The sequence below is a fragment of the Nocardia sp. NPDC057455 genome (assembly GCF_042802775.1).
Lineage (GTDB): Bacteria > Actinomycetota > Actinomycetes > Mycobacteriales > Mycobacteriaceae > Nocardia.
Map to the genome: position 1 here is coordinate 80,729 of NZ_JBHVDM010000007.1, position 19,097 is coordinate 99,825.

At 68.7% G+C, this 19,097-nt stretch carries 17 protein-coding genes and 1 pseudogene; 12 read left to right on the plus strand and 6 right to left on the minus strand.

What is annotated here, in order from left to right:
* Positions 1–104 precede the first annotated feature (104 nt).
* Positions 105–1,556: an SDR family oxidoreductase gene (locus ACFU5M_RS04645; protein ID WP_379043650.1), complete on the plus strand. Its 1,452-nt coding sequence runs from the start codon at positions 105–107 to the stop codon at positions 1,554–1,556.
* 103 nt (positions 1,557–1,659) lie between these two features.
* Here ACFU5M_RS04645 and ACFU5M_RS04650 read toward each other — a convergent pair.
* Positions 1,660–1,986 (minus strand): annotated as a pseudogene (locus ACFU5M_RS04650) (alpha/beta hydrolase-fold protein); the annotation flags it as partial.
* Between ACFU5M_RS04650 and ACFU5M_RS04655 the strand changes: the two are divergent.
* Together ACFU5M_RS04655 and ACFU5M_RS04660 are read left to right on the plus strand one after the other, a co-directional pair.
* Positions 1,940–2,620, plus strand: coding sequence for a hypothetical protein (locus tag ACFU5M_RS04655; protein WP_379043654.1), 681 nt, complete (start codon positions 1,940–1,942; stop codon positions 2,618–2,620). The pseudogene ACFU5M_RS04650 and the gene ACFU5M_RS04655 sit on opposite strands and share 47 nt — an antisense overlap.
* A 96-nt stretch (positions 2,621–2,716) precedes the next feature.
* On the plus strand, positions 2,717–4,009 hold the full coding sequence (locus ACFU5M_RS04660) for a VWA domain-containing protein (RefSeq protein WP_379043657.1): 1,293 nt from the start codon (positions 2,717–2,719) through the stop codon (positions 4,007–4,009).
* An 87-nt stretch (positions 4,010–4,096) separates the two neighbouring features.
* On the opposite strand, the gene ACFU5M_RS04665 is transcribed toward ACFU5M_RS04660, so the two are convergent.
* Entirely contained in the window at positions 4,097–4,372 is a 276-nt protein-coding gene (locus ACFU5M_RS04665) for a hypothetical protein (protein ID WP_040865712.1), read from the minus strand.
* 294 nt (positions 4,373–4,666) lie between these two features.
* Between ACFU5M_RS04665 and ACFU5M_RS04670 the strand changes: the two genes are divergently transcribed.
* From ACFU5M_RS04670 to ACFU5M_RS04680, 3 genes are all read left to right on the plus strand, one after another.
* On the plus strand, positions 4,667–4,960 hold the full coding sequence (locus ACFU5M_RS04670; RefSeq protein WP_379043661.1) for a hypothetical protein: 294 nt from the start codon (positions 4,667–4,669) through the stop codon (positions 4,958–4,960).
* 205 nt (positions 4,961–5,165) lie between these two features.
* Positions 5,166–6,575 (plus strand): DUF1254 domain-containing protein, encoded by a 1,410-nt coding sequence (locus ACFU5M_RS04675; RefSeq protein WP_379043664.1) that lies wholly within the window; start codon positions 5,166–5,168, stop codon positions 6,573–6,575.
* Between the two features lie 170 nt (positions 6,576–6,745).
* A complete protein-coding gene (locus ACFU5M_RS04680) occupies positions 6,746–8,152 on the plus strand; it encodes a DUF1254 domain-containing protein (protein WP_379043667.1) in 1,407 nt (468 codons plus the stop codon).
* Between the two features lie 4 nt (positions 8,153–8,156).
* Here ACFU5M_RS04680 and ACFU5M_RS04685 read toward each other — a convergent pair whose 3' ends face one another.
* Positions 8,157–8,600, minus strand: coding sequence for a hypothetical protein (locus ACFU5M_RS04685; protein ID WP_379043670.1), 444 nt, complete (start codon positions 8,598–8,600; stop codon positions 8,157–8,159).
* 258 nt (positions 8,601–8,858) lie between these two features.
* Here ACFU5M_RS04685 and ACFU5M_RS04690 point away from each other — a divergent pair, with 258 nt between their 5' ends.
* Positions 8,859–10,088, plus strand: coding sequence for a cytochrome P450 (locus tag ACFU5M_RS04690; protein WP_379043785.1), 1,230 nt, complete (start codon positions 8,859–8,861; stop codon positions 10,086–10,088).
* Positions 10,089–10,096: 8 nt separating this feature from the next.
* Positions 10,097–10,822 (plus strand): TetR/AcrR family transcriptional regulator, encoded by a 726-nt coding sequence (locus ACFU5M_RS04695; protein WP_379043673.1) that lies wholly within the window; start codon positions 10,097–10,099, stop codon positions 10,820–10,822.
* A 6-nt stretch (positions 10,823–10,828) separates the two neighbouring features.
* On the opposite strand, the gene ACFU5M_RS04700 is transcribed toward ACFU5M_RS04695, so the two are convergent.
* Positions 10,829–12,940 carry a TerD family protein gene (locus ACFU5M_RS04700; RefSeq protein ID WP_379043676.1) on the minus strand — a complete coding sequence of 704 codons (2,112 nt, stop codon included), beginning with the start codon at positions 12,938–12,940 and terminating at the stop codon, positions 10,829–10,831.
* On the opposite strand from ACFU5M_RS04700, the gene ACFU5M_RS04705 reads away from it, so the two are divergent.
* A complete protein-coding gene (locus ACFU5M_RS04705) occupies positions 12,939–13,436 on the plus strand; it encodes a hypothetical protein (RefSeq protein ID WP_379043679.1) in 498 nt (165 codons plus the stop codon). The two genes, ACFU5M_RS04700 and ACFU5M_RS04705, sit on opposite strands and share 2 nt — an antisense overlap.
* 20 nt (positions 13,437–13,456) lie before the next feature.
* Here ACFU5M_RS04705 and pabB read toward each other — a convergent pair whose 3' ends face one another.
* Entirely contained in the window at positions 13,457–15,688 is a 2,232-nt protein-coding gene (gene pabB, locus ACFU5M_RS04710; RefSeq protein WP_379043682.1) for an aminodeoxychorismate synthase component I, read from the minus strand.
* An 89-nt stretch (positions 15,689–15,777) separates the two neighbouring features.
* Between pabB and ACFU5M_RS04715 the strand changes: the two genes are divergently transcribed.
* The 3 genes from ACFU5M_RS04715 (at position 15,778) to ACFU5M_RS04725 (ending at position 18,711) form a co-directional block, all read left to right on the plus strand.
* The gene (locus ACFU5M_RS04715; protein ID WP_379043685.1) at positions 15,778–16,833 is read left to right on the plus strand and encodes a phosphotransferase family protein; all 1,056 of its coding nucleotides are present in this window, start codon (positions 15,778–15,780) and stop codon (positions 16,831–16,833) included.
* 72 nt (positions 16,834–16,905) lie between these two features.
* Complete coding sequence (locus ACFU5M_RS04720; protein WP_379043689.1) at positions 16,906–17,436, plus strand: DinB family protein; 531 nt, start codon at positions 16,906–16,908, stop codon at positions 17,434–17,436.
* 144 nt (positions 17,437–17,580) lie between these two features.
* On the plus strand, positions 17,581–18,711 hold the full coding sequence (locus ACFU5M_RS04725) for an NDMA-dependent alcohol dehydrogenase (RefSeq protein WP_379043692.1): 1,131 nt from the start codon (positions 17,581–17,583) through the stop codon (positions 18,709–18,711).
* A gap of 6 nt (positions 18,712–18,717) precedes the next feature.
* Here the strand turns inward: ACFU5M_RS04725 and ACFU5M_RS04730 are convergent, their stop codons facing one another.
* Positions 18,718–19,065: an iron chaperone gene (locus ACFU5M_RS04730; RefSeq protein ID WP_379043695.1), complete on the minus strand. Its 348-nt coding sequence runs from the start codon at positions 19,063–19,065 to the stop codon at positions 18,718–18,720.
* Positions 19,066–19,097 lie beyond the last annotated feature (32 nt).

The window sequence follows — 19,097 nt, forward strand, 5'->3', positions numbered from 1 at the left end:
GGCCGCCCGTCCGGACCGGCACAGGTCAGCAGCGCGCTGTTTGACCCGCCACCTCGGGGTCATCACCTGAGCAGGTCATCGGAAGGGTGGTTGCCGTGCGGTGCGTGGTGTTCGGTGCGACCGGCTACATCGGCGGACGACTGGTGCCGGAGCTGCTGCGCGCCGGTCACACGGTGCGGGTGCTGGCTCGCACACCGGGCAAGCTCGCCGAGGCGCCCTGGCGCGACCGCGTCGAGGTGGTGGCGGGTGACGTGACCTCCGCCGCCGATGTGCGGGCCGCCCTGGACGGCCGAGACGTGCTGTACTACCTGATCCATTCGCTGACCCTGGCCGACTTCGACACCGTGGACCGGGAGGCCGCCACGCTGGTCGCGGCCGAGGCGGCGCGCGCCGGGCTGACCAGAATCGTCTACCTGGGCGGCATCGTCCCGGATGCGCAGCGGCTGTCGCGGCATCTGGCCTCACGCGCCGAGGTCGGTGAGATTCTGCGGGCGGGCTCGGTGCCCGCTGTGGTGCTGCGGGCCGCGGTGATCATCGGTTCCGGCTCGGCCAGTTTCGAGATGCTGCGCTATCTGACCGAGCGTTTGCCGATGATGGTCACCCCGCGCTGGGTGCGCAACCGGATCCAGCCGATCGCGGTGCGCGACGTGCTGTATTACCTCACCGAGGCGGCGGCGCTGCCCGAAGGCCCCGGTGGCGCGTTCGACATCGGCGGTCCGGACGTGCTGACCTATGTGCAGATGATGCGCGGCTACGCGGAAGTGGCGCAGCTGCCGCGCCGGCTGATCGTGCCGGTGCCGGTGTTGACGCCGTGGTTGTCGGCGCAGTGGGTGAATCTGGTGACGCCGGTGCCGCGCGCGATCGCCGTGCCGCTGATGGAATCGCTGATCAACGACGTGGTCTGTCACGATCGCGCGATCGCCGACCTCATCCCGGACCCGCCGGAAGGACTGACCGGGTACCGGCGCGCGGTGACGCTGGCGTTGCTGAAGATTCGGGATCTGGACGTGCCGACCAGGTGGTCGGACGCCCATCCGTCGGGCGCGCCGTCGGATTCACTGCCCACCGACCCGGAGTGGTCGGGCGGTTCGCTCTACCGCGATGTGCGCGAACGGCACACCGACGCCGACCCGGCGACGCTGTGGCGGGTGATCGAGGCGATCGGGGGCGAACACGGTTGGTACTCGTTCCCGTTGGCCTGGTCGCTGCGCGGATGGATAGACCGGCTGGCGGGCGGGGTCGGTCTCGGCCGTGGTCGCCGCGATCCGCACCGGTTGCACGAGGGTGAGGCGCTGGATTGGTGGCGGGTGGAGCGGCTGGAGCGACCGCGCATGCTGCGTTTGCGCGCCGAGATGCGGGTGCCGGGCCGGGCCTGGCTGGAGCTCACGGTCGAGCCGGACGGCTCGGGCGCCACTTACCGCCAGTGCGCGTTGTTCGAACCGCACGGGCTGGCCGGGCACCTGTACTGGAAGTCCATCGCGCCGTTCCACGCGGTCATCTTCGGCGGGATGGCGCGCAATATCACCGGCGCCGCGGAATCGTCCGGCGGGCGATGACCACGCATCCCTTCCGGCTGTCCGGTAGCGGGGGAGTCCGCGATCGCGATCAGCGGCCAGTTGCTGGGCAAGTGCTGCTGCCGATGTCCCCGGGAGTGCGTGGGCCTTGCGGGGCGCTGGTGCGGACGCACCCGCTGTAGGAGCCCAAGGCGCGGTAGAGCCCTGGTGCGGACGAGGCGAGCTGGAATACCGCGGTGGCCGTCATGGAGATTCCGGCGATGGCGTCGGCGCCGTTGCCCGCGAAGGCGGCGTCGATCAGCAGCGGCAGTTGTCTGGTGAGGAACACCGGCACGCGGTATTCGATGACGGCGGTGTGCGCGCTCTGCTGGAATAGGTCCGGGGGAGGGGATGAGTCGTCGGCGGTGTCGAGCCAGGAGGAGCGGATGATCAGGTCACGGGTTGCGGCGGTCGTCGTGGCGGTATCGGCGATGGTGTCGGCGGGGGCGGCGGGAACCGCTCAGGCCGCGCCCGGCGCGTGCGTGCCGGGCGACCCGTTGCGCCCCACCGCCGAGCTGTTCGCCACCGACAACACCGAGACGATCACCGATCCGGCGGATTCGCGTCTGCGGGATGGGTTGACCGACTTCGCAGTCGAGGTCGGGGCGATCACACTGCGCAACGTCGCGCTTCCGGTGGGGTCGACGCTGGTCAGCGGTGTGTTCTGGTCGCAGGAGCGGCAGCGGGCGACCTACGAGCGCTCCCGGGCGTTCCATCTGGCCTGCGCGGTGGGCGGCGATCTGCGCCGGATAGCCGATCAGGTGCGGGTGCGGTTCGGGCAGGAGTCGGTGCTGACGTTCGAACATCACGCGGCGGGCGCGGCCGGGGTCGACGCGTTCACGGTGGAGGTCGCCGGGGTCGACGTGCGGCGTTTCCACGACGGTCTGGTCGCGGACCCACAGGTACGGGAGCGACTGGTCGGCGGTTCGGTCACCGATGACGGCACGCTGATCCTGGTCGCCGACCTCGCCGATCTGGAGCGGACCCGCGAGTTCGTCGAGCGGATCGGCGGGGGCTGGAATTTCGCCGCGGTGCGCTACGGCGATCGCGAGTTCGTCGGAGCATGAGCCGGTCTCGGCGCGGAGAACACTCCGCATCCTTCCGAGGGTGGACTTACGCTGATCCCGGTGACGATTTCGGAGTGACGACGGCTGGGAGTCTCGGTGGGCGCGGCATTGGTCAAAGGTCAGAACGGGGCGGTCGATGTGGCGCGCGTGCTGGTGTCGGTGCGCACCGAGGCCGAGGTCGATGTGTCGGCGCTGCTGGTGACCGACGCGGGGCGGGTGCGATCGGACGCGGATTTCGTGTTCTTCAATCAGCCGAGCGCACCCGGCGTGTCGCTGGGAAAGGGAACGCAAGGCGCGCTGTCGGTTTCATTGAGTGATTTGCCCGTGGACATCGCGCAAGTGCGCGCGGTGCTCACCCTCGATGATCCGGCGCAGACCTTCGGCGGCGTCGCGCCTCCGGTCGCCACGGTCGCCGACGCGGCGGGAAACGTGCTGTACGAGTACCGCATCGAGGGCTTGGGCAGCGAATCCGTGGTGATCGCACTCGAACTGTACCGCCGCCAGGGCGGATGGAAGGTGCGAGCGGTCGGGCAAGGTTATGCGGGTGGGTTCGCCGCGCTGGTCACCGATCACGGGGTGAGCGTGGACGAGCCGGATGTGGAATCCTCGTCCGCGATTCGAGCCGCGCCGGAGGCGTCGGCTCGGCTCACCCCGGCGACGGACGTGTTCACCGTTCCCGGCGAAGCCCAGCTTTCCTTCGACAAGCGCGCGCAGCTCGACCTGCGCAAGCGGCAGGTCGCGAAAGTCCTCATCGACAAGGACGCTTTCGGGATCCGCGCCCGCGTCGTCCTGGTCATCGACAAGACCGGCAGCATGCATCGGCAGTATCGCGACCAAGTGGTGCATCGGGTCGTGCAACGAATGATTCCGGTGGCCACCCAGCTCGACGACGACGGCACATTGGAGGCGTACCTCTACGCCCGCTCCTTCGTCAAGCTGCCCGACATCACGGTCGAGCACGGTGAGGAGTGGGCGCGGACCTATCTGCATCTCACCGGCACCCATGCGGGTATCGACTACGACGCGCTCGGCGCCCGCAACGAGGAACTGCCGATCATGCGCGACATCATCGACTCGTTGCGCCCGGGCGGCCGCCCCACTCTCGTGTTGTTCTTCACCGACGGTGGCTTCGCCAAGAAGCGCGAGATCGCGGCGGTGATGCGTTCGGCTTCGCTGCTGCCCGCGTTCTGGCAGTTCGTCGGCCTCGGGCGGGCCAATTACGGTCTGCTGCGCACCCTGGACGAACTGTCCGACCGGGCGGTCGACAACGCGGGGTTCTTCGCCCTCGACGACATCGATCAGGTCGACGACGCGCAGCTCTACGCCCGCTTGCTCGGCGAGTTCCCGGACTGGCTGCGCGCCGCGCGGAACGCGGACATCCTGCGCTGAACGCTTGAAGACGTCATCGCCGCAACCAGACCCGTCCAGCTGTTATAGCGGAGCGCTATGACGGATGGTGATGCTACCCGCGGCGGCTCAGCCGATGACGGCATTCATGATGGTGCCCGCACTGGTGGCGATCACCCCGCCGATCATGGCCCCCGCCACCATCTTCGGCGACTCGAGGCCGCCGCCGGTCCACTTCTCCCAGGCGAAGCGGCCACCGGCGTAGATGATGCCGCAGATGCCCGAGAGGAGGACGAACCACGTCAGGTAGCGGACCAGTTGAAGGAACTTGTCGGAGATCGGCGGCGCTTCCGGAGTGGGGTTGCCGATCTGCGCCAAGGTGTCGAAAGCGGCGGCCATGATCATCGTCGTTCGCTCATTCTGGATTCGGGACAGGGGCATGTGATTCGCTGAGGAGATCGTATCCGTTCGCTCGCCACGATGCAGTCAGGTCGGTGCAGCGCAGGGAAGTTCGTGTTTCCCGCGCCTTCGCCCGGGTAGCCGAAGCTCGTGTCCGGTCGCGGGGCATCCTCGCCGTGCGCACACCACGGCGGGCCGCATGCCCGTATCCTGGGCGTGGCCGAATTCATCGGTGGTCGAACAGCTTTCGCATAGCGGCTGTCGGCGCAGGGTTGCATTCGAGCGTAGAGGGAGTAGACGGTGAGCATCATTCTGGCGTCGGTCGGCGATTCGTTCACGACGTTGGCGCAGATCGGCAATCCGACCCCGGAGGCGCCGCCCCTGGCGGACAAGCTCTTACAGTTCGTGCGGTATCTGACGTGGTTCGCGCTCGCGTCCGGCATCGTCAGCATCATCTACGCGGGCGGCAGATTCGCCTGGGAGAAGTGGAGTGGTGGCGGGTTGCAGTCACCGAAGATGATCGCGGGCGCGATGCTCGGCGGGGTGATCGCCACCAGCGCGGGCACCATCATGAACACCGTCCTGGAGTTCTGACCGCAGGCCGTACGCGGCGATCCCACGGGCGCGTCTTCGCCGGCGACGAGGAGCGTGTCGCGAAGGGATCGCCGCCGGTCGCGCTCGCTGGGTAATCCCCGGCGTCCTGTCCGCAACTGCCCCGTTCACCCTGGTTCTCGCCGCGGGGGGCGAGTGGGCCCCGGCGCGGATCTCGCCCCGATAGGATCGGAGGCGGAGCAGGATCATGGACGACTGGACCGAGGGCGAGTACACGGTGTCGCGGCGCAGGGCGCTCGGCATCGCGGCGACATCGGTGGCCGCGTTCGGATTGGCGGCCTGCGGCGACGCCGACGAAGAGAACCTCGTCCCCCGTGACGCGGCCACCATCGCCAAGGACGCCTACGAATTCGGCTACCCACTGGTGCTGATGGACGTCACCCGGATGGCGGCGGAGGCCTCCACGCCGGTCAACCGGTTCGAGCACGCGTCGTCGTTGCCCACCCCTGCGCAGCGCGAGGTGGTGCGGCTGGACCGGGACACCTTGCGTTCGACCGCGTGGCTCGATCTGGCGAACGAGCCGATGGTACTGAGTGTCCCCGCTATGGACCGGGGCCGTTTCTGGCTGGCGCAGGTGCTGGACGCCTGGACGAACAATGTGCACAACCCGAGTGGACGCCGTCCACAGGCGCAGTCGGCGGCGCCGCCGTACACCTACGCCGTGACCGGTCCGGGTTGGTCGGGCGCCTTGCCCGCGGGGCTGACCCCCTTGCCGATGCCGACGCCGACGGTGTGGCTGATCGTCCGGATCCAGGTCGACGGCGAGAGCGATCTGCCGGCCGTGCGCTCCCTGCAGCGGGGGTTGCGGCTGGCTCCGTTGAGCGCGTGGACGGCGGGCGCCGAGCCGCCCGTCATCCCACCGCGGGAAGGGATTGTGCAGCCACCGCCGGAGTGGGTCGGCGAGATGGACGCGAGATTGTTCTTCGATCGGATGTGCGCGTTGATGGCGGTCGATCCGCCCGCACATGCGGACGAGCCCGCCATGCGGCGCTTCGCGACGATCGGCATCCGGCCCGGCGGCGCGGTCGAAGGCCTCTCGGACATCGAACTCGCCGCCGCCGTGGACACCGCCCAGCAGCAGATCCCGGTCTATCTGAGCGCGCGGACGATCAACCAGAACGGCTGGCTCATCGACCCCGACGTCGGTCGATACGGCACCAACTATCTGCTGCGCGCCGCCGTCGCCAGGGTGGCTCTCGGCGCCAGTCTGGCGGAGAACGCCTTCTATCCGACGCTGTTCGCCTCGACCGACACCGGCGGTGGTGGAACGGGCCGGTTCCGGCTGCGCTTCGCACCGGGCCTGCTACCACCCGTCGACAACTTCTGGTCGCTGACCGCCTACGACGCCGACAGCTATCTGGTGCCCAATCCCGCGGAGATCTACGCGGTGGGTCATCCGGAGCCGGTGACGCTCAACCCCGACGGGTCCACCGACATCGCGTTGCAGTACACCGACCCCGGCCCGGTCGTTCCGGCCGGAAACTGGCTGCCCATCCCCGAATCCGGTCAATTCTCGCTGACCCTGCGGATGTACGCGCCGAAGGCGGAGGCCATCCAGGGGCGTTGGCGTCCGCCGCCGCTGGAACCGGTGCTCTGATCCGCGCTCGCCCCGTCGCAGCGCCCGAGGTAGCGGTCGGGCTGCTTGCCGGTGATCGGCGCGCCGGTCGCCATTCAGACCGCTGACCAGCCACTATGCCCCTGGAAGGCGGTTATACTCCGAAACGGACCTTGCGCGGCGACCGATCGGATCGGAGGCGGAGCAGGATCATGGACGACCGGACTTACCGCGAATCCGCGTTCTCGCGGCGCACCGTGCTGGGGTTGGCGGCGTCGGTGGCCGCGTTCGGCGTGGCCTCGTGCGGCGGATCGGATGAGGGCGACTCGGCCCACCCATCCGTGACCAGTGACGCCGGAACGGTCGCCAAGGACGCCTATGTGTTCGGCTTTCCGTTGGTGCTGATGGACGTCACCCGCGTGGCGGCGGCGGCATCCACGCCCGTCAACCGGTTCGAGCACGCGACCTCGTTGCCGACCCACGCGCAACGGAACGTGGCACGGCCGGACCCCGACACGCTGCACTCGACCGCATGGCTCGACGTGACGAACGAGCCGATGGTGCTGAGCGTCCCCGTAATGGAAGGGGGCCGGTTCTGGCTGGCCCAGGTGCTGGACGCCTGGACGAACAACGTGCACGACCCGAGCAGTGTCCGGCCGCAGGCACGGTCGGCGTCACCGCCGTACACCTACGTGGTGACCGGCCCGGGCTGGTCGGGTGCACTGCCCGAAGGTCTCACGCCCTTGCCGATGCCGACGCCGACGGTGTGGCTGATCGTCCGGATCCAGGTCGACGGCGCGAAGGACCTCACCGCCGTGCGCTCCGCGCAGCAGAGGATGCGGCTGGTCCCGTTGAGTGCGTGGAACGCGGGGGCCGAGCCGCCCACGGGCGCGCCGCCCAGCGGGCCATCCGAGACGCAACGCCCGGTCGATCAGGTCATGGGAATGGACGCGCGCGATTTCTTCGATCGGATGTGCGCGGTGCTGGCGGTGAATCCGCCCGCGCCCGAGGACGAGCCCGCCATGCGCCGCTTCGCGACGATCGGCATCCGGCCCGGCGGTGCGGTCGACGGCATCTCGGACGATGAACTGACCGCCGCGGCCGACACCGTGAAGCAGCAGCTCCCGGTGACCCTGGGAGCGAATACGGTCAACGACAACGGCTGGGTCTCCGATCCCGGGGCAGGCCGATTCGGCACCGACTACCTGCTGCGAGCCGTCACCGCGTTCGGCGCGCTCGGCATCCCGCTACCCGAAGACGCGCACTACCTCTTCACGGCGGTCCCCGCAGGTTCCGGCCCTTTCCGGCTGCACTTCGCCGCGGGCGAGCTGCCGCCGGTGGACGCGTTCTGGTCGCTGGCCGTCTACGATGCCGCGGATTACCTGGTGTCGAATCCGGCCGGGATCTACTCGATCGGTCACCATGTTCCCGTCGTGCTCAATCCGGACGGCTCCCTCGACCTCACGCTCCAGCACGATGATCCCGGCTCCGGCGTCCCCGAGGGCAACTGGTTGCCCATCCCGGAATCGGACCCCTTCTCGGCAACCCTGGCGTTGTTCGCGCCGAAAGTGGCTGTCCTACAGCGGCGTTGGCAGCCACCGCCACTGATCACGCTGTGAGGAGCTAGTCGTCGCCCGCCCAGGTCCAGCGTGGAACCTCGCGGATCGGGTGCAACTCGGCATCGTCGGTCGCGTGTGAATTCTGCTGCGCCACCTGCGATCCGAACGCGACATGCGCATAGACGGCCGTACGGAACGCTTCGTCCACCAACAGCCCGGCCTCCTCGAAGGTCTGCATGTACACCTCGACGAAGCGTTCCCGCTGCTCGTCGGTGATGCGCAGGCCACGGTGCACCGCGATGATGTAGTCGAACCCGAGTTCCTTGGTGAAACGATCCGGACCGCCGAAGGATTCGGCGGTGAACCAGGTGAGATGGTCGACGTGCCGCGGCAGTCGTTCGGTGAACAACGTCTTCAGGACCGGATCGGTGAGCGCCTTGTCGTAGAACGCCGCTTCGACGCGATGGAGCACCTCGTCGCCGCCGACGTGGTCGTAGAGACTGGGCATGGGACCTCCGGCCGGGGTGCGGGCTGTGGCTCTCATTACAGGCAGCCCGCCGGGCCGGTGTCCAGGCGAAGCGGGGTATTGGCGGATATCTGCCACCTCCGGTACCGACCGGTCGTTCCGATGGGCGGTCGAGAAAGTAAACGGGTTTTACTAAACACTGTTCACGAAGCCTGGTTCTGTGGTTGCATCTCCCTTGACCGTGTTCCCTGCATCGGCGTCAGGTCTGCGCCCAGACCGCCGTAGGAGTTAGCCGTGACCGTGACCACGCCCTCGATCCCGACGGGCTTCGACTTCACCGACCCCGACCTGCTCGCCACCCGCCTGCCCATCGAGGAGTTCGCCGAACTGCGCCGCACCGCACCCGTGTGGTGGTGCGCGCAGCCGGATCGGGCCAGCGGGTTCGACGACGGCGGCTACTGGGTCGTCTCCAAGCTCGCGCACATCAAGGAAATCTCGAAGAATCCCGAGGTGTTCTCCTCGCATGAGAACACCGCGATCATCCGGTTCAACGAGGAGACCACGCGCGAGCAGATCGACATGCTCGGCGACATGCTGCTGCTCAATCTCGACCCGCCCAAGCACACCAAGACTCGCCGCATCATCTCCAAGGGTTTCACCCCGCGGGCGGTGGAGAGCCTGCGCGCCGCGTTGACCGACCGTGCCGCGCGGATCGTGCACGAGGCGAAGAAGTCCGGCAGCGGCGACTTCGTCGAACAGGTCGCCTGTGAACTGCCGTTGCAGGCCATCGCCGAGCTGCTCGGCATTCCGCAGGAGGACCGGAAGAAGATCTTCGACTGGTCCAACCAGATGATCTCCTACGACGACCCGGAGTTCGAGGGCGATCACCACGCCGCCACCGCCGAGGTGATGGGCTACGCCTGGAACATGGCCGAGCAGCGGCGCGCCTGCCCGGCCGAGGACATCGTCACCCAGCTGGTCAACGCCGACATCGATGGCGAGCACCTCGGTTCGGACGAGTTCGCGTTCTTCGTCATCCTGCTGTCGGTCGCGGGCAACGAGACCACGCGCAATTCGATCACCCACGGCATGAAGGCGTTCGTGGACCATCCCGAGCAGTGGGAGATCTACCGGCAACAGCGTCCGCGTACCGCGCCCGACGAAATCGTCCGGTGGGCCACGCCGGTCACCGCGTTCCAGCGCACCGCGACCCAGGACACCGTGCTCGGCGGCCAGGAGATCAAGAAAGGTCAGCGGCTCGGATTGTTCTACAGCTCGGCCAATTTCGACGACGAGGCCTTCGCGGATCCGTTCACCTTCGACGTGCTGCGCGATCCCAATCCGCACGTGGGTTTCGGCGGCACCGGCACGCACTACTGCGTCGGCGCGAACCTGGCCCGGTTGCAGATCGATCTGATGTTCAACGCCATCGCCGACGTGATGCCCAACCTGCGGCAGGTCTGCGATCCGGTGCGGCTGCGGTCGGGCTGGCTGAACGGGATCAAGCGCTGGGAAGTCGAATACGCTTGAATCGATCGGTGCAACAGTCCAAACCACGGGGTCGTGCGCCGGTGGTGACCGACACCGACATCCGGCGGGTGGCCAGTGCGCTGCTGGTCGAACGCGGGCCCGATGCGGTCACCCTGCGTGCCATCGCGCGGGAACTCGGTGTCACCGCGCCCGCGCTGTACCGGTACTACAAATCGCTGGAAGACCTGCTGGAGCGACTGCGGCTCGACTTCTGCGCGGACCTGGCCGCGGAACTGACCACCGAGATCGCCACGCTGCCCGACGACGGCGCCGTGCAGTTCTTCGCCATCTGCCGTGGCTTCCGGCGCTGGGCGCTGACGCATACCAGGGAGTTCACCCTGGTGTTCGCCTCGCCCGGTGCCGGGCAGGCCCGCGCGCTGCGCCGCTTCGACGAGCCCTTCGGCCGGGTCTTCCTGGCCGCGGCGGGCAGGCTGCTGGCGAACTACGACATCGTCACGCCGTCCACCGACGTCATCCCGCCGGAGCTGCGCGAGGATCTGGTGCACTTCCAGACCGAACTACTGGCCGCGCTGTCGGAGTCGAGCCAGAAATTCCCGGCCGAGAAGCTGGATCTCGGGGTGACGTATCTGATGATCCAGATCTGGGCGCGGCTCTACGGGCACGTCACGCTCGAGGTCTTCGGGAACTACCCGATCCCGTTGGACAATCCGGAGATCCTGTTCGACGCGATGCTCGCCGATCTGGGCCGTACGGCGGGCTTGTTCACCGACTGAGACCGGCTAGATGCGAGCACCCTTGGCCCGGTTGCACGCGCGGCACAGGATCTGGAGGTTCGCCGCACTGGTCGCGCCGCCGCGGCTGAGCGGGATGATGTGGTCGAACTCCAGGTAGTGCCCGTCGCCGCATTCGACGCACCGGCCGCCGTCGCGCTGCCACACCTCCGCCTTCACCTCCTGCGCGATGCTCCGGGTGTCGCGCTGACCCGGAGTGAGGACGAGACGTTTGGCCACGCGCAGCGCGCCTTCCAGCGCGGCCGAGACGTAGTCCGGATCGTCGACGGCGAACGTCGCGCCGCCGCGCGCCGAGGTGGCAGCGATCACCACCACGCCTTGTTCCGTGTGCACCGAAACCACCCGCGACCAGGGCATCTCGATGCCGGTGTCGGCGCCGACGAAACGCAGCTTCTTGTTGCTGCCGATCAACCTGCCCTCGGTGAGTTTCGGGCCGCGCGCGAGCTGACGCACGTGCGTCGCGGGCAGGTCGAGGTGCACCTTCTCCTCGGGGTCCAGGTGCAGGCCGGGCGTGCGGACCACCGGCAGGTCGCCCGTGCGCAGCCGATAGAGGGTGTTGCCGCGATGCATCCGTCTGCGCAGGTCCTCGATCAGCGGTCCGCCGAGCCCGAGTTCGGTGACCGCTTGCTCGAACAGCTCCAGCTCCGCGTGCCTGACCTCGCCGTCGGCGAAGGCGAAGGTGACCAGCCGCTCCACATAACTGAGCGCCGCGTCGCGCAACGCCGCGCGTCCGGCTTCGGCGTCGATCCGCTGATAACGCAACGACGCCCACAGCGCCGCCCACTCGGGGCCGCGCGGACCGTGGCCGGTGAGCACTCGCCAGGCGCGGGTGTGCCAATGGGGGAGGTACTCCTCGATCTCCTGGGCACATCTTTGGCACGGCGCGAACCCGCCGAAGAACTTGCGCCGCAGCGGGCTTGCGCAGCGCGCGCAGTGGCGGTCGCCGGGCGGAGGGGGCAGATACCGGTCCTCGGTCCATCCTGCGCCGTCCCACCAGCGCATGCGCTGCGGGTTCTCCGGATCGGGGTGCCAGTCCGCGCGTTCGGGGTCCGGGGGTGGTGGGGGAGGTGCGGCTTCCGGGGTGTACCGATTGAGATCGACCGGGCGGTGGGTGTGCGCCAGAGGAGCGGTGTCCACGCGGTCGAGCACTTCGGTGGGTGGCCATGCGGGTGTGCCGGAGCGCGGCGCTTCGGGCCCTTCGGACCGCCCGGATGGGCTGTCGGCCCGGCGGCGCTGCTCGGGGACACGTTGCACCGGATCATGTTCGGCGGCGACGTTCGCAGCGTCCGTTCGCTCGGCGGCGACGGAGTTCCCGTTCCGGTGAGACTGTCCGGACGGGAACGGCCCGTGGACGTGCCGGGTCAGGGCGGGGTCGTGGTGACCGATTCGTTCGGCCGAGTCGAGGCCGGGCTCGATCGCCGCCGGAAGTCGTTCTCGGGCCGGCGCGGCCGTGGCCGATCGGCGCACCCGGAACGGGTTGGTGGGATGGGTCGTACGGGCGGGCGCCGACGGGTCGTCGACTCGGACGCCGAACTCGCTGACCAACCCGGCCAGTCCGCTGGACCAGCCCTGGCCGATCGCGCGGAACCGCCACTGCCCGTCGCGGCGGTAGAACTCGCCGAACATCAGCGCCGCGACGGCATCCGCGTCATCGATCTCGAACGCCGCGACCACTCCGTCGACCGAGTGCACGGCGACGGTCAGCTCGTGGATGTCGCCGAAGGTGCTTCCCTCCACCGAGCCGGCGACGACGATGCGCTCGACATCCGCTTCCGTGCGCGGCAGCGAGACGCTCAGCCGGGCGGTGCGCGGCGCGGGCTCCTGATCGAGCGTGACCGCCTGCGAGACGTGCCGAGGCGCGTTGTAGAACACCAGATCCCGATCCGAGCGGACCGTGCCCGTCGCGTCCAGCAGCAAGGCGTGCGCGTCCACCGCGTGTTCCGATCGCCATGAAACAACCACGGCTAGAAGAGATGTCGGTACCGCTGCGTTCGCGCCCTTGCTGAGTTTCATTGTGCTCGAACTATGCCACGACCCTCCGACACGCCGAACGCGCGAGGGGAGGTCCTTCGGCGGGGCGTGCGGCACAGTGTTCCCCATGACGAACCCGAAACGCCCGGGTCGTAAGCCGCCGACCCCGAAGCTGCCCAGCGGCCGCGTGCCCGGCCCCGCCGACGTCCTCGCCGCAGCCCAGGCGGCGGTCGAAGCGGCGCAGACGGCCGCGGGCCAGGCGCTGGAAGCCGCCCAGCTGACCGCGACCTCGGCGTTCGACACGGCGGTGCGGCTGCCGCCCGCCTCCGCGCAGCTGGCCGCGCAACTGCCCGGCCTCATCGAGAGCCTCTCGACCGCGATCGAGCGGCTCAACTCCACCATCGATCGGCTCGACCGCACCCTGGCCCTGGCCGATCCGGCCTTCGCGGCCTACGATCGCCTGCTGCCCCGGCTGGAGTCGATGATCTCGCTCGGTGAGGACGTGCTCGGGCGTTTGGCGAGATTGCCCGGCGTCGCCGTGCTGAGCAAACTGGCCGGCCGGAGCGCCGCGGAACAACCCGCCGAGGAGCCCTCCCGGCGAAAGTCGACGAAGCGGCGCGAATAGTCGCGTCGGGGCGCGCGCGATCAGTGGTGCGCGTGATCGGCGGCCGCGCGCAACGTGGCGGCCGCCTTGAGCAGCACCTCGTGGTACTCGTCGGCCGGGTCGGAGTCGAGCACGATGGCGCCGCCGGCTCCGATCCGCCAGCGTCCGTCGTAGCGGACGGCGGTGCGGATCACGATGTTGAGGTCCGCGGTGCCACCGAGCCCGAGGAAACCGACCGTGCCCGAGTAGACGCCGCGAGCTTCGGTTTCCAGCGCATCGATGATCTCCATGGTGCGCAGCTTCGGCGCGCCGGTCATCGAGCCGCCGGGAAAACAGGCGCGCAGGCAATCGACCACGCCGACCTCCGGACGCAGCCTGCCGCGCACCGTCGAGACCAGTTGGTGCACGGTCGCGTACTGCTCGGTGGCCATCAGCCTCGGGACGTACACGCTGCCGATCTCGCAGACCCGGCCGAGATCGTTGCGCAGCAGATCGACGATCATGAGGTTTTCCGCCCTGGTCTTCGGGCTGTCGGCCAGTTCGCGGCGCAGGCGCTCGTCCTGTTCCGGTGTCGCGCCGCGCGGCGCGGTCCCCTTGATCGGCTTGCTCTCCACGATCCGGCGGCGGTCGATTTTCAAGAAGCGCTCCGGCGACGAGCAGGCGACGTCGAGGTCGTCGAAGCGCAGGTAGGCGGCATACGGGGCGGGGTTGCACCGGCGCAGCGTGCGGTAGAAATCGAGGCCTTCGGCCGCGGCGGCGGGAATCGTGGCGCTGTCGGTCAAGGTGATCTCGTAGGACTCACCGGCGTGCAGCCGCTCCTGGCAGACCGCGATGTCGGCGAGATAGCGCTCCCGGCCGCGGGTGAGCAGTGGCTCGACGGCCTCACCATCCGGGGGCACGTCGAGCTGCGGCGGATTCGTCCAGGTCGGCAAGGTGTTCAAGGTTTCGCGGGTGTCGCGCAGCCAGTCCGCGGCAGACCGGGCGGTCTCCACGTCGTCGCTGAGCGCCAGCAGGTGCGTGCGGCCGCCGACGTGGTCGACCACCACCATCCGGTCGGCGAAGATCCACTGGGCGTCCGGCGTCGGCGCGCGATGGACCGCGTTCCCGCCGCAGTCGGCTTTCACCTCGTAGCCGAGATAGCCGACGTAACCGCCGACGAAATCGAAGGGGAGATCGGGCAGTTCGAGCTGGCGGGTGCGCAGCTCGGCGGCCAGGAAATCGAGGATGCCGCCCGGCGCGGTACGCCGATATCCGTCGGAGGACTCCACGGTCACCTCGCCGTCGCCCACGCGATAGCGCAGCACCTCGGCCAGCGGACCGCCCGCGTCGCCCAGGAAGGAGAAGCGGTCGGCCCCGGGTTCGACATGCTCGCTGTCCAGCCAGAACGCCGTCGGGGAGTTGCCGTACAACTGCACGAACGCGCTCTCGGTGTCGATCGGCCGTTCGAGGACGGCCCGCTGAAGCCGGAAGGTCCGCGGCGCAGTGCGAACCGGACCTGTGCGCGCGGCGGATGACGCGCGATCGGCGGGGCGCTCGAGTTCGACGGCCGCGGCGGGGAACTGCTCGGCCGCGAGCGGCACGGGCGAGGCCGTCCGGGAGGGAAGTGGAGAGCCTGCCGCGACCGGCTCCGCTACGGGATCACGCCCCAGGACGATCGACGGGCTTCCCACCGAGGAAGCCCGCCGGCTTCGATGCGCGGCGGTGAGCTTCGCGAAGTTGCGCAGCAGCGTCGCGCCGAACTCGCTCGCGATCGATTCCGGATGGAACTGCACGCCCCACTGCGGTCGTGCGCGGTGCCGCACACCCATCACGACGCCGTCGCCGGACAGCGCCGTAATCTCCAGATCGTCCGGCAGCGGCCGCAGCGCGCACAGCGAGTGATAGCGCACCGCGGTGAAGCCCTGCGGAATCCCGGCGAACAGATCACGGTCGTCGTGCTCGATGCGATCGAGATACCCGTGCCTGGCGGCGGGGGCTTCGGCGACCACGCCGCCCGCCACGACCACGATGCCCTGGTGGCCCAGGCACACCCCGAGCAACGGCAGGTCGCTTTCGCGGATCACCGCCGCGGAGATTCCCACGTCGCGTGCCACGTCCGGCCGCCCCGGTCCGGGCGAGACGACGACATTGTCGAAGCGGCCCAGATCGAGTTCGGCGACCGTGCGCGCCTCGTCGTTGCGCACGACCGTCGGCTCGACGCCGTTCACCTCGCTGATCAGCTGGTACAGGTTGTAGGTGAACGAGTCGTAGTTGTCGATCAACAGCGTGTGCATGGTTCTGGAAACCCTACGCCGCACCGGTCGGAGCTAACTGTTGTCGTCTGCCTTCAGTTCGGGTCGGCGGGTGGTGCACAATGTGGGACATGTCTGTTGCGCAACCGGTCGATGTGGATCCCGCGGTCGTCGACTTCGCCGTCGTCGGAAAGTGGATGGATGAGCAGGGTCTGTCCGGGGGTGAGTTCGAGGACGTGATCGCGCTCGGCGGCGGAACGCAGAACATCATGCTCCGCTTCACGCGCGGCGGCCGGACGTACGTGCTGCGCCGTGGTCCGAAGCATCTGCGCGCCAAAAGCAACGACGTGATCCGGCGCGAGGCCCGGCTGCTCGGCGCGCTGGGCGGCGCCGAGGTCCGCGCGCCCCGGGTGATCGCGGCCTGCGCCGACGAGTCGGTGCTCGGCGCGGTCTTCTACCTGATGGAACCGATCCACGGTTTCAATCCGCAGAACGAACTGCCCGAACTGCATGCGGGCGATCCGGAAGTGCGCAGGCAGATGGGCCTCTCCGCGGTCGAAGCCATCGCGCGGCTCGGTGCGCTGGACTATCAGGCGCTCGGCTTGGCCGACTACGGCAAGCCGGAAGGATTTCTGGAGCGCCAGGTGCCGCGCTGGCTCGGCGAGCTGGAATCGTATTCGGCCAACGAGGGCTACCCCGGCCCGGAGATCCCCGGCGTGGCGGCGGTGGGCGAGTGGCTGGACCGCAACCGCCCGGCCCGGTGGACGCCGGGCATCCTGCACGGCGACTGCCACCTGGCGAACATGATGTTCGACTTCGACGGTCCGCAGGTCGCGGCGATGGTCGACTGGGAGATGTCCACCATCGGCGACCCGCTGCTCGACCTGGGCTGGCAGATCGCCACCCGTCCGGAGCCCGGCACCACGGGGGCTGCGCTGGTGGGCAAGCTCGGCGCGGTCGGTGGCCTGCCGACGGCCGAGGAGATGATCGCGCACTACGGGCAGTTCTCCGATCGCGACCTGAGCGCGATGCCTTGGTACACCGTGCTGGCCTGCTTCAAGCTCGGCATCGTCCTGGAGGGCACCCATGCCCGCGCCTTCGCGGGCAAGGCCCCCAAGCAGGTCGGCGACTTCCTGCACGCCATCACGCTGGAACTCTTCGAGCGGGCGCAGCGGCTGATGGAGTGACTGTCGGGATGTGCCCGATAGTTGACCGGATATCGGTGGAAGGCGCTGTCCGGTCGCGCCTAGGTTGAGCGCATGCCGATCGTTCCCGATGTCAAGGACTGGACCTGGGTGTTGAGCCGCCCCTGTCCCGAATGCGGTTTCGATGCCGCCGCGACCGCCTACGAGGCCGTGCCCGTGCTGATCCGGGAGACGGCCGCCTGCTTCGCCGCGGTTCTCGACCGCCCCGGCGTGCGCGTGCGGCCGGACGAATCGACCTGGTCGGCTCTGGAATACGGCGCACACGTGCGCGACGTGTGCCGCATGTCCGACACTCGTCTCGGCCTGATGCTGGCCGATCACCCCGAGGGGGAGCCGCCGCGCTTCCCGAACTGGGATCAGGACGCGGCCGCGGTCGCCGACCGCTACAACGAGCAGGAGCCGGCCCGGGTGGCCGAGGAGTTGGCCGAGGCCGCTGAGCGGGCGGCGGGGTCTTTCGAATCGGTGCCGCCCGCGCGGCGCGGTCTGCGCGGCGCGCGCAGCGACGGGGCGGAGTTCACGGTGGAGTCGTTCGCGCGGTACATCCTGCACGATCTGCTGCACCACGTGCATGACGTCCGTGCGTGAACGTATCGCAAAACTGTAACGCGTTCGGCTCGGAGGTCACGCTCTGTCGACGAATTTTTCCACCGGCACTAGAACGCGTTACATTTTTCTCGTACTGTGGGTGCAGTCACATATAAGCACGTGCATGCGAGAGGGTCGACAGGAATGAAGACGAAGGGCGCGATCCTGTGGGGGATCGACCAGCCGTGGTCGGTGGAGGAGATCGAGGTCGGCGATCCGGTCGCCGGCGAGGTGAAGATCCGGATGGAAACCGCCGGTATGTGCCACTCCGATCACCACATCGTGACCGGCGCGACCCCGATGCCGTCCTTCCCCGTCATGGGCGGGCACGAGGGCGCGGGTGTGATCACCGAGCTCGGCCCGAACTGCCCGGCCGATCTGCAGGTCGGCGACCACGTGATCCTGTCGTTCATCCCCGCCTGCGGCCGCTGTCCGGCCTGCGTGGCCGGACACATGGCGCTGTGCGACCTGGGCGCGGGCCTGCTGATGGGACAGGCCATCAGCGACGGCACCTACCGCATCCAGGCCCGCGGTGAGAACGTCATCCCGATGTGCCTGCTGGGCACCTTCGCGCCGTACATGACGGTGCACCACACCTCCGTGGTGAAGATCGATCCGAGCATTCCGTTCGAGGTGGCCTGCCTGGTCGGCTGCGGCGTCCCCACCGGCTTCGGCTCCTCCACCCACGTGGCGCAGGTGGCGCCGGGCGAAACGGTGGTGATCGCGGGCATCGGCGGCGTCGGGATGAGCGCGTTGCAGGGCGCGGTGCTGTCGGGCGCGTCGAAGGTGGTGGCCATCGACCCGAATCCGTGGAAGCGCGAGCAGGCGCAGAAATTCGGCGCCACGCACACCTACGAGAGCATGACCGCCGCGATCATGCCGCTGATGGAGGCCACCGAGGGCCGGATGGCCGAGAAGGTCATCCTGACCATGGGCGAGATGCACGGCGAGTACATCGAAGAGGGCCTGATCCTCACCTCGAAGGCGGGCACCCTGGTGGTCACCTCGATGGGCCGGATGGACGAGAGCGACGTCAAGCTGAACAGCTTCCTGCTGTCGATGTTGCAGAAGACGGTGAAGGGCTGCATCTTCGGCGGCGGCAACGCCCGCCAGGACGCGCCGCGGCTGCTGTCGCTGTACAAGGCCGGCCAGCTCAACCTGGACGACATGGTCACCCGCAGCTACTCCCTGGAAGAGATCAACCAGGGCTATCAGGACATGCTGGACGGCAAGAACATCCGCGGGATCATCAAGTACACCGAAGCCGACTGGTAGAGCGCCTCACCGTCGCTCGGCGAGCGCGGTGGCGATCCGTCCGATCAGGTCGTACGGCACCGGTTCGCCGAGCCGGAACCGCAGCGTTCCCTTGCCCGCCCGGTACGGTTCGAGTTCGCGTGTCAGCGCGGGATCGCCGTCCGGGATCGGGTAGAGGCTCACGTGCTGCTTCCACCCCGCGAAGTGCACGACATTGCGGCCGTGCAGCCGGAAAGTGGGGATGTCGTAGCTGATCGCTTCGGTGGCATCCGGCAGGGCGGCCCGGATGGTGCGCCGGATCGCGTCGAGGATCCCGCGCACATCCTCGGGGAACGCGGCGAGGTATGCGTCTATGGTGGCCGGTTGTTCTGCCACGAGGTCCCTCGATTCCACGATCGGTGACTGGT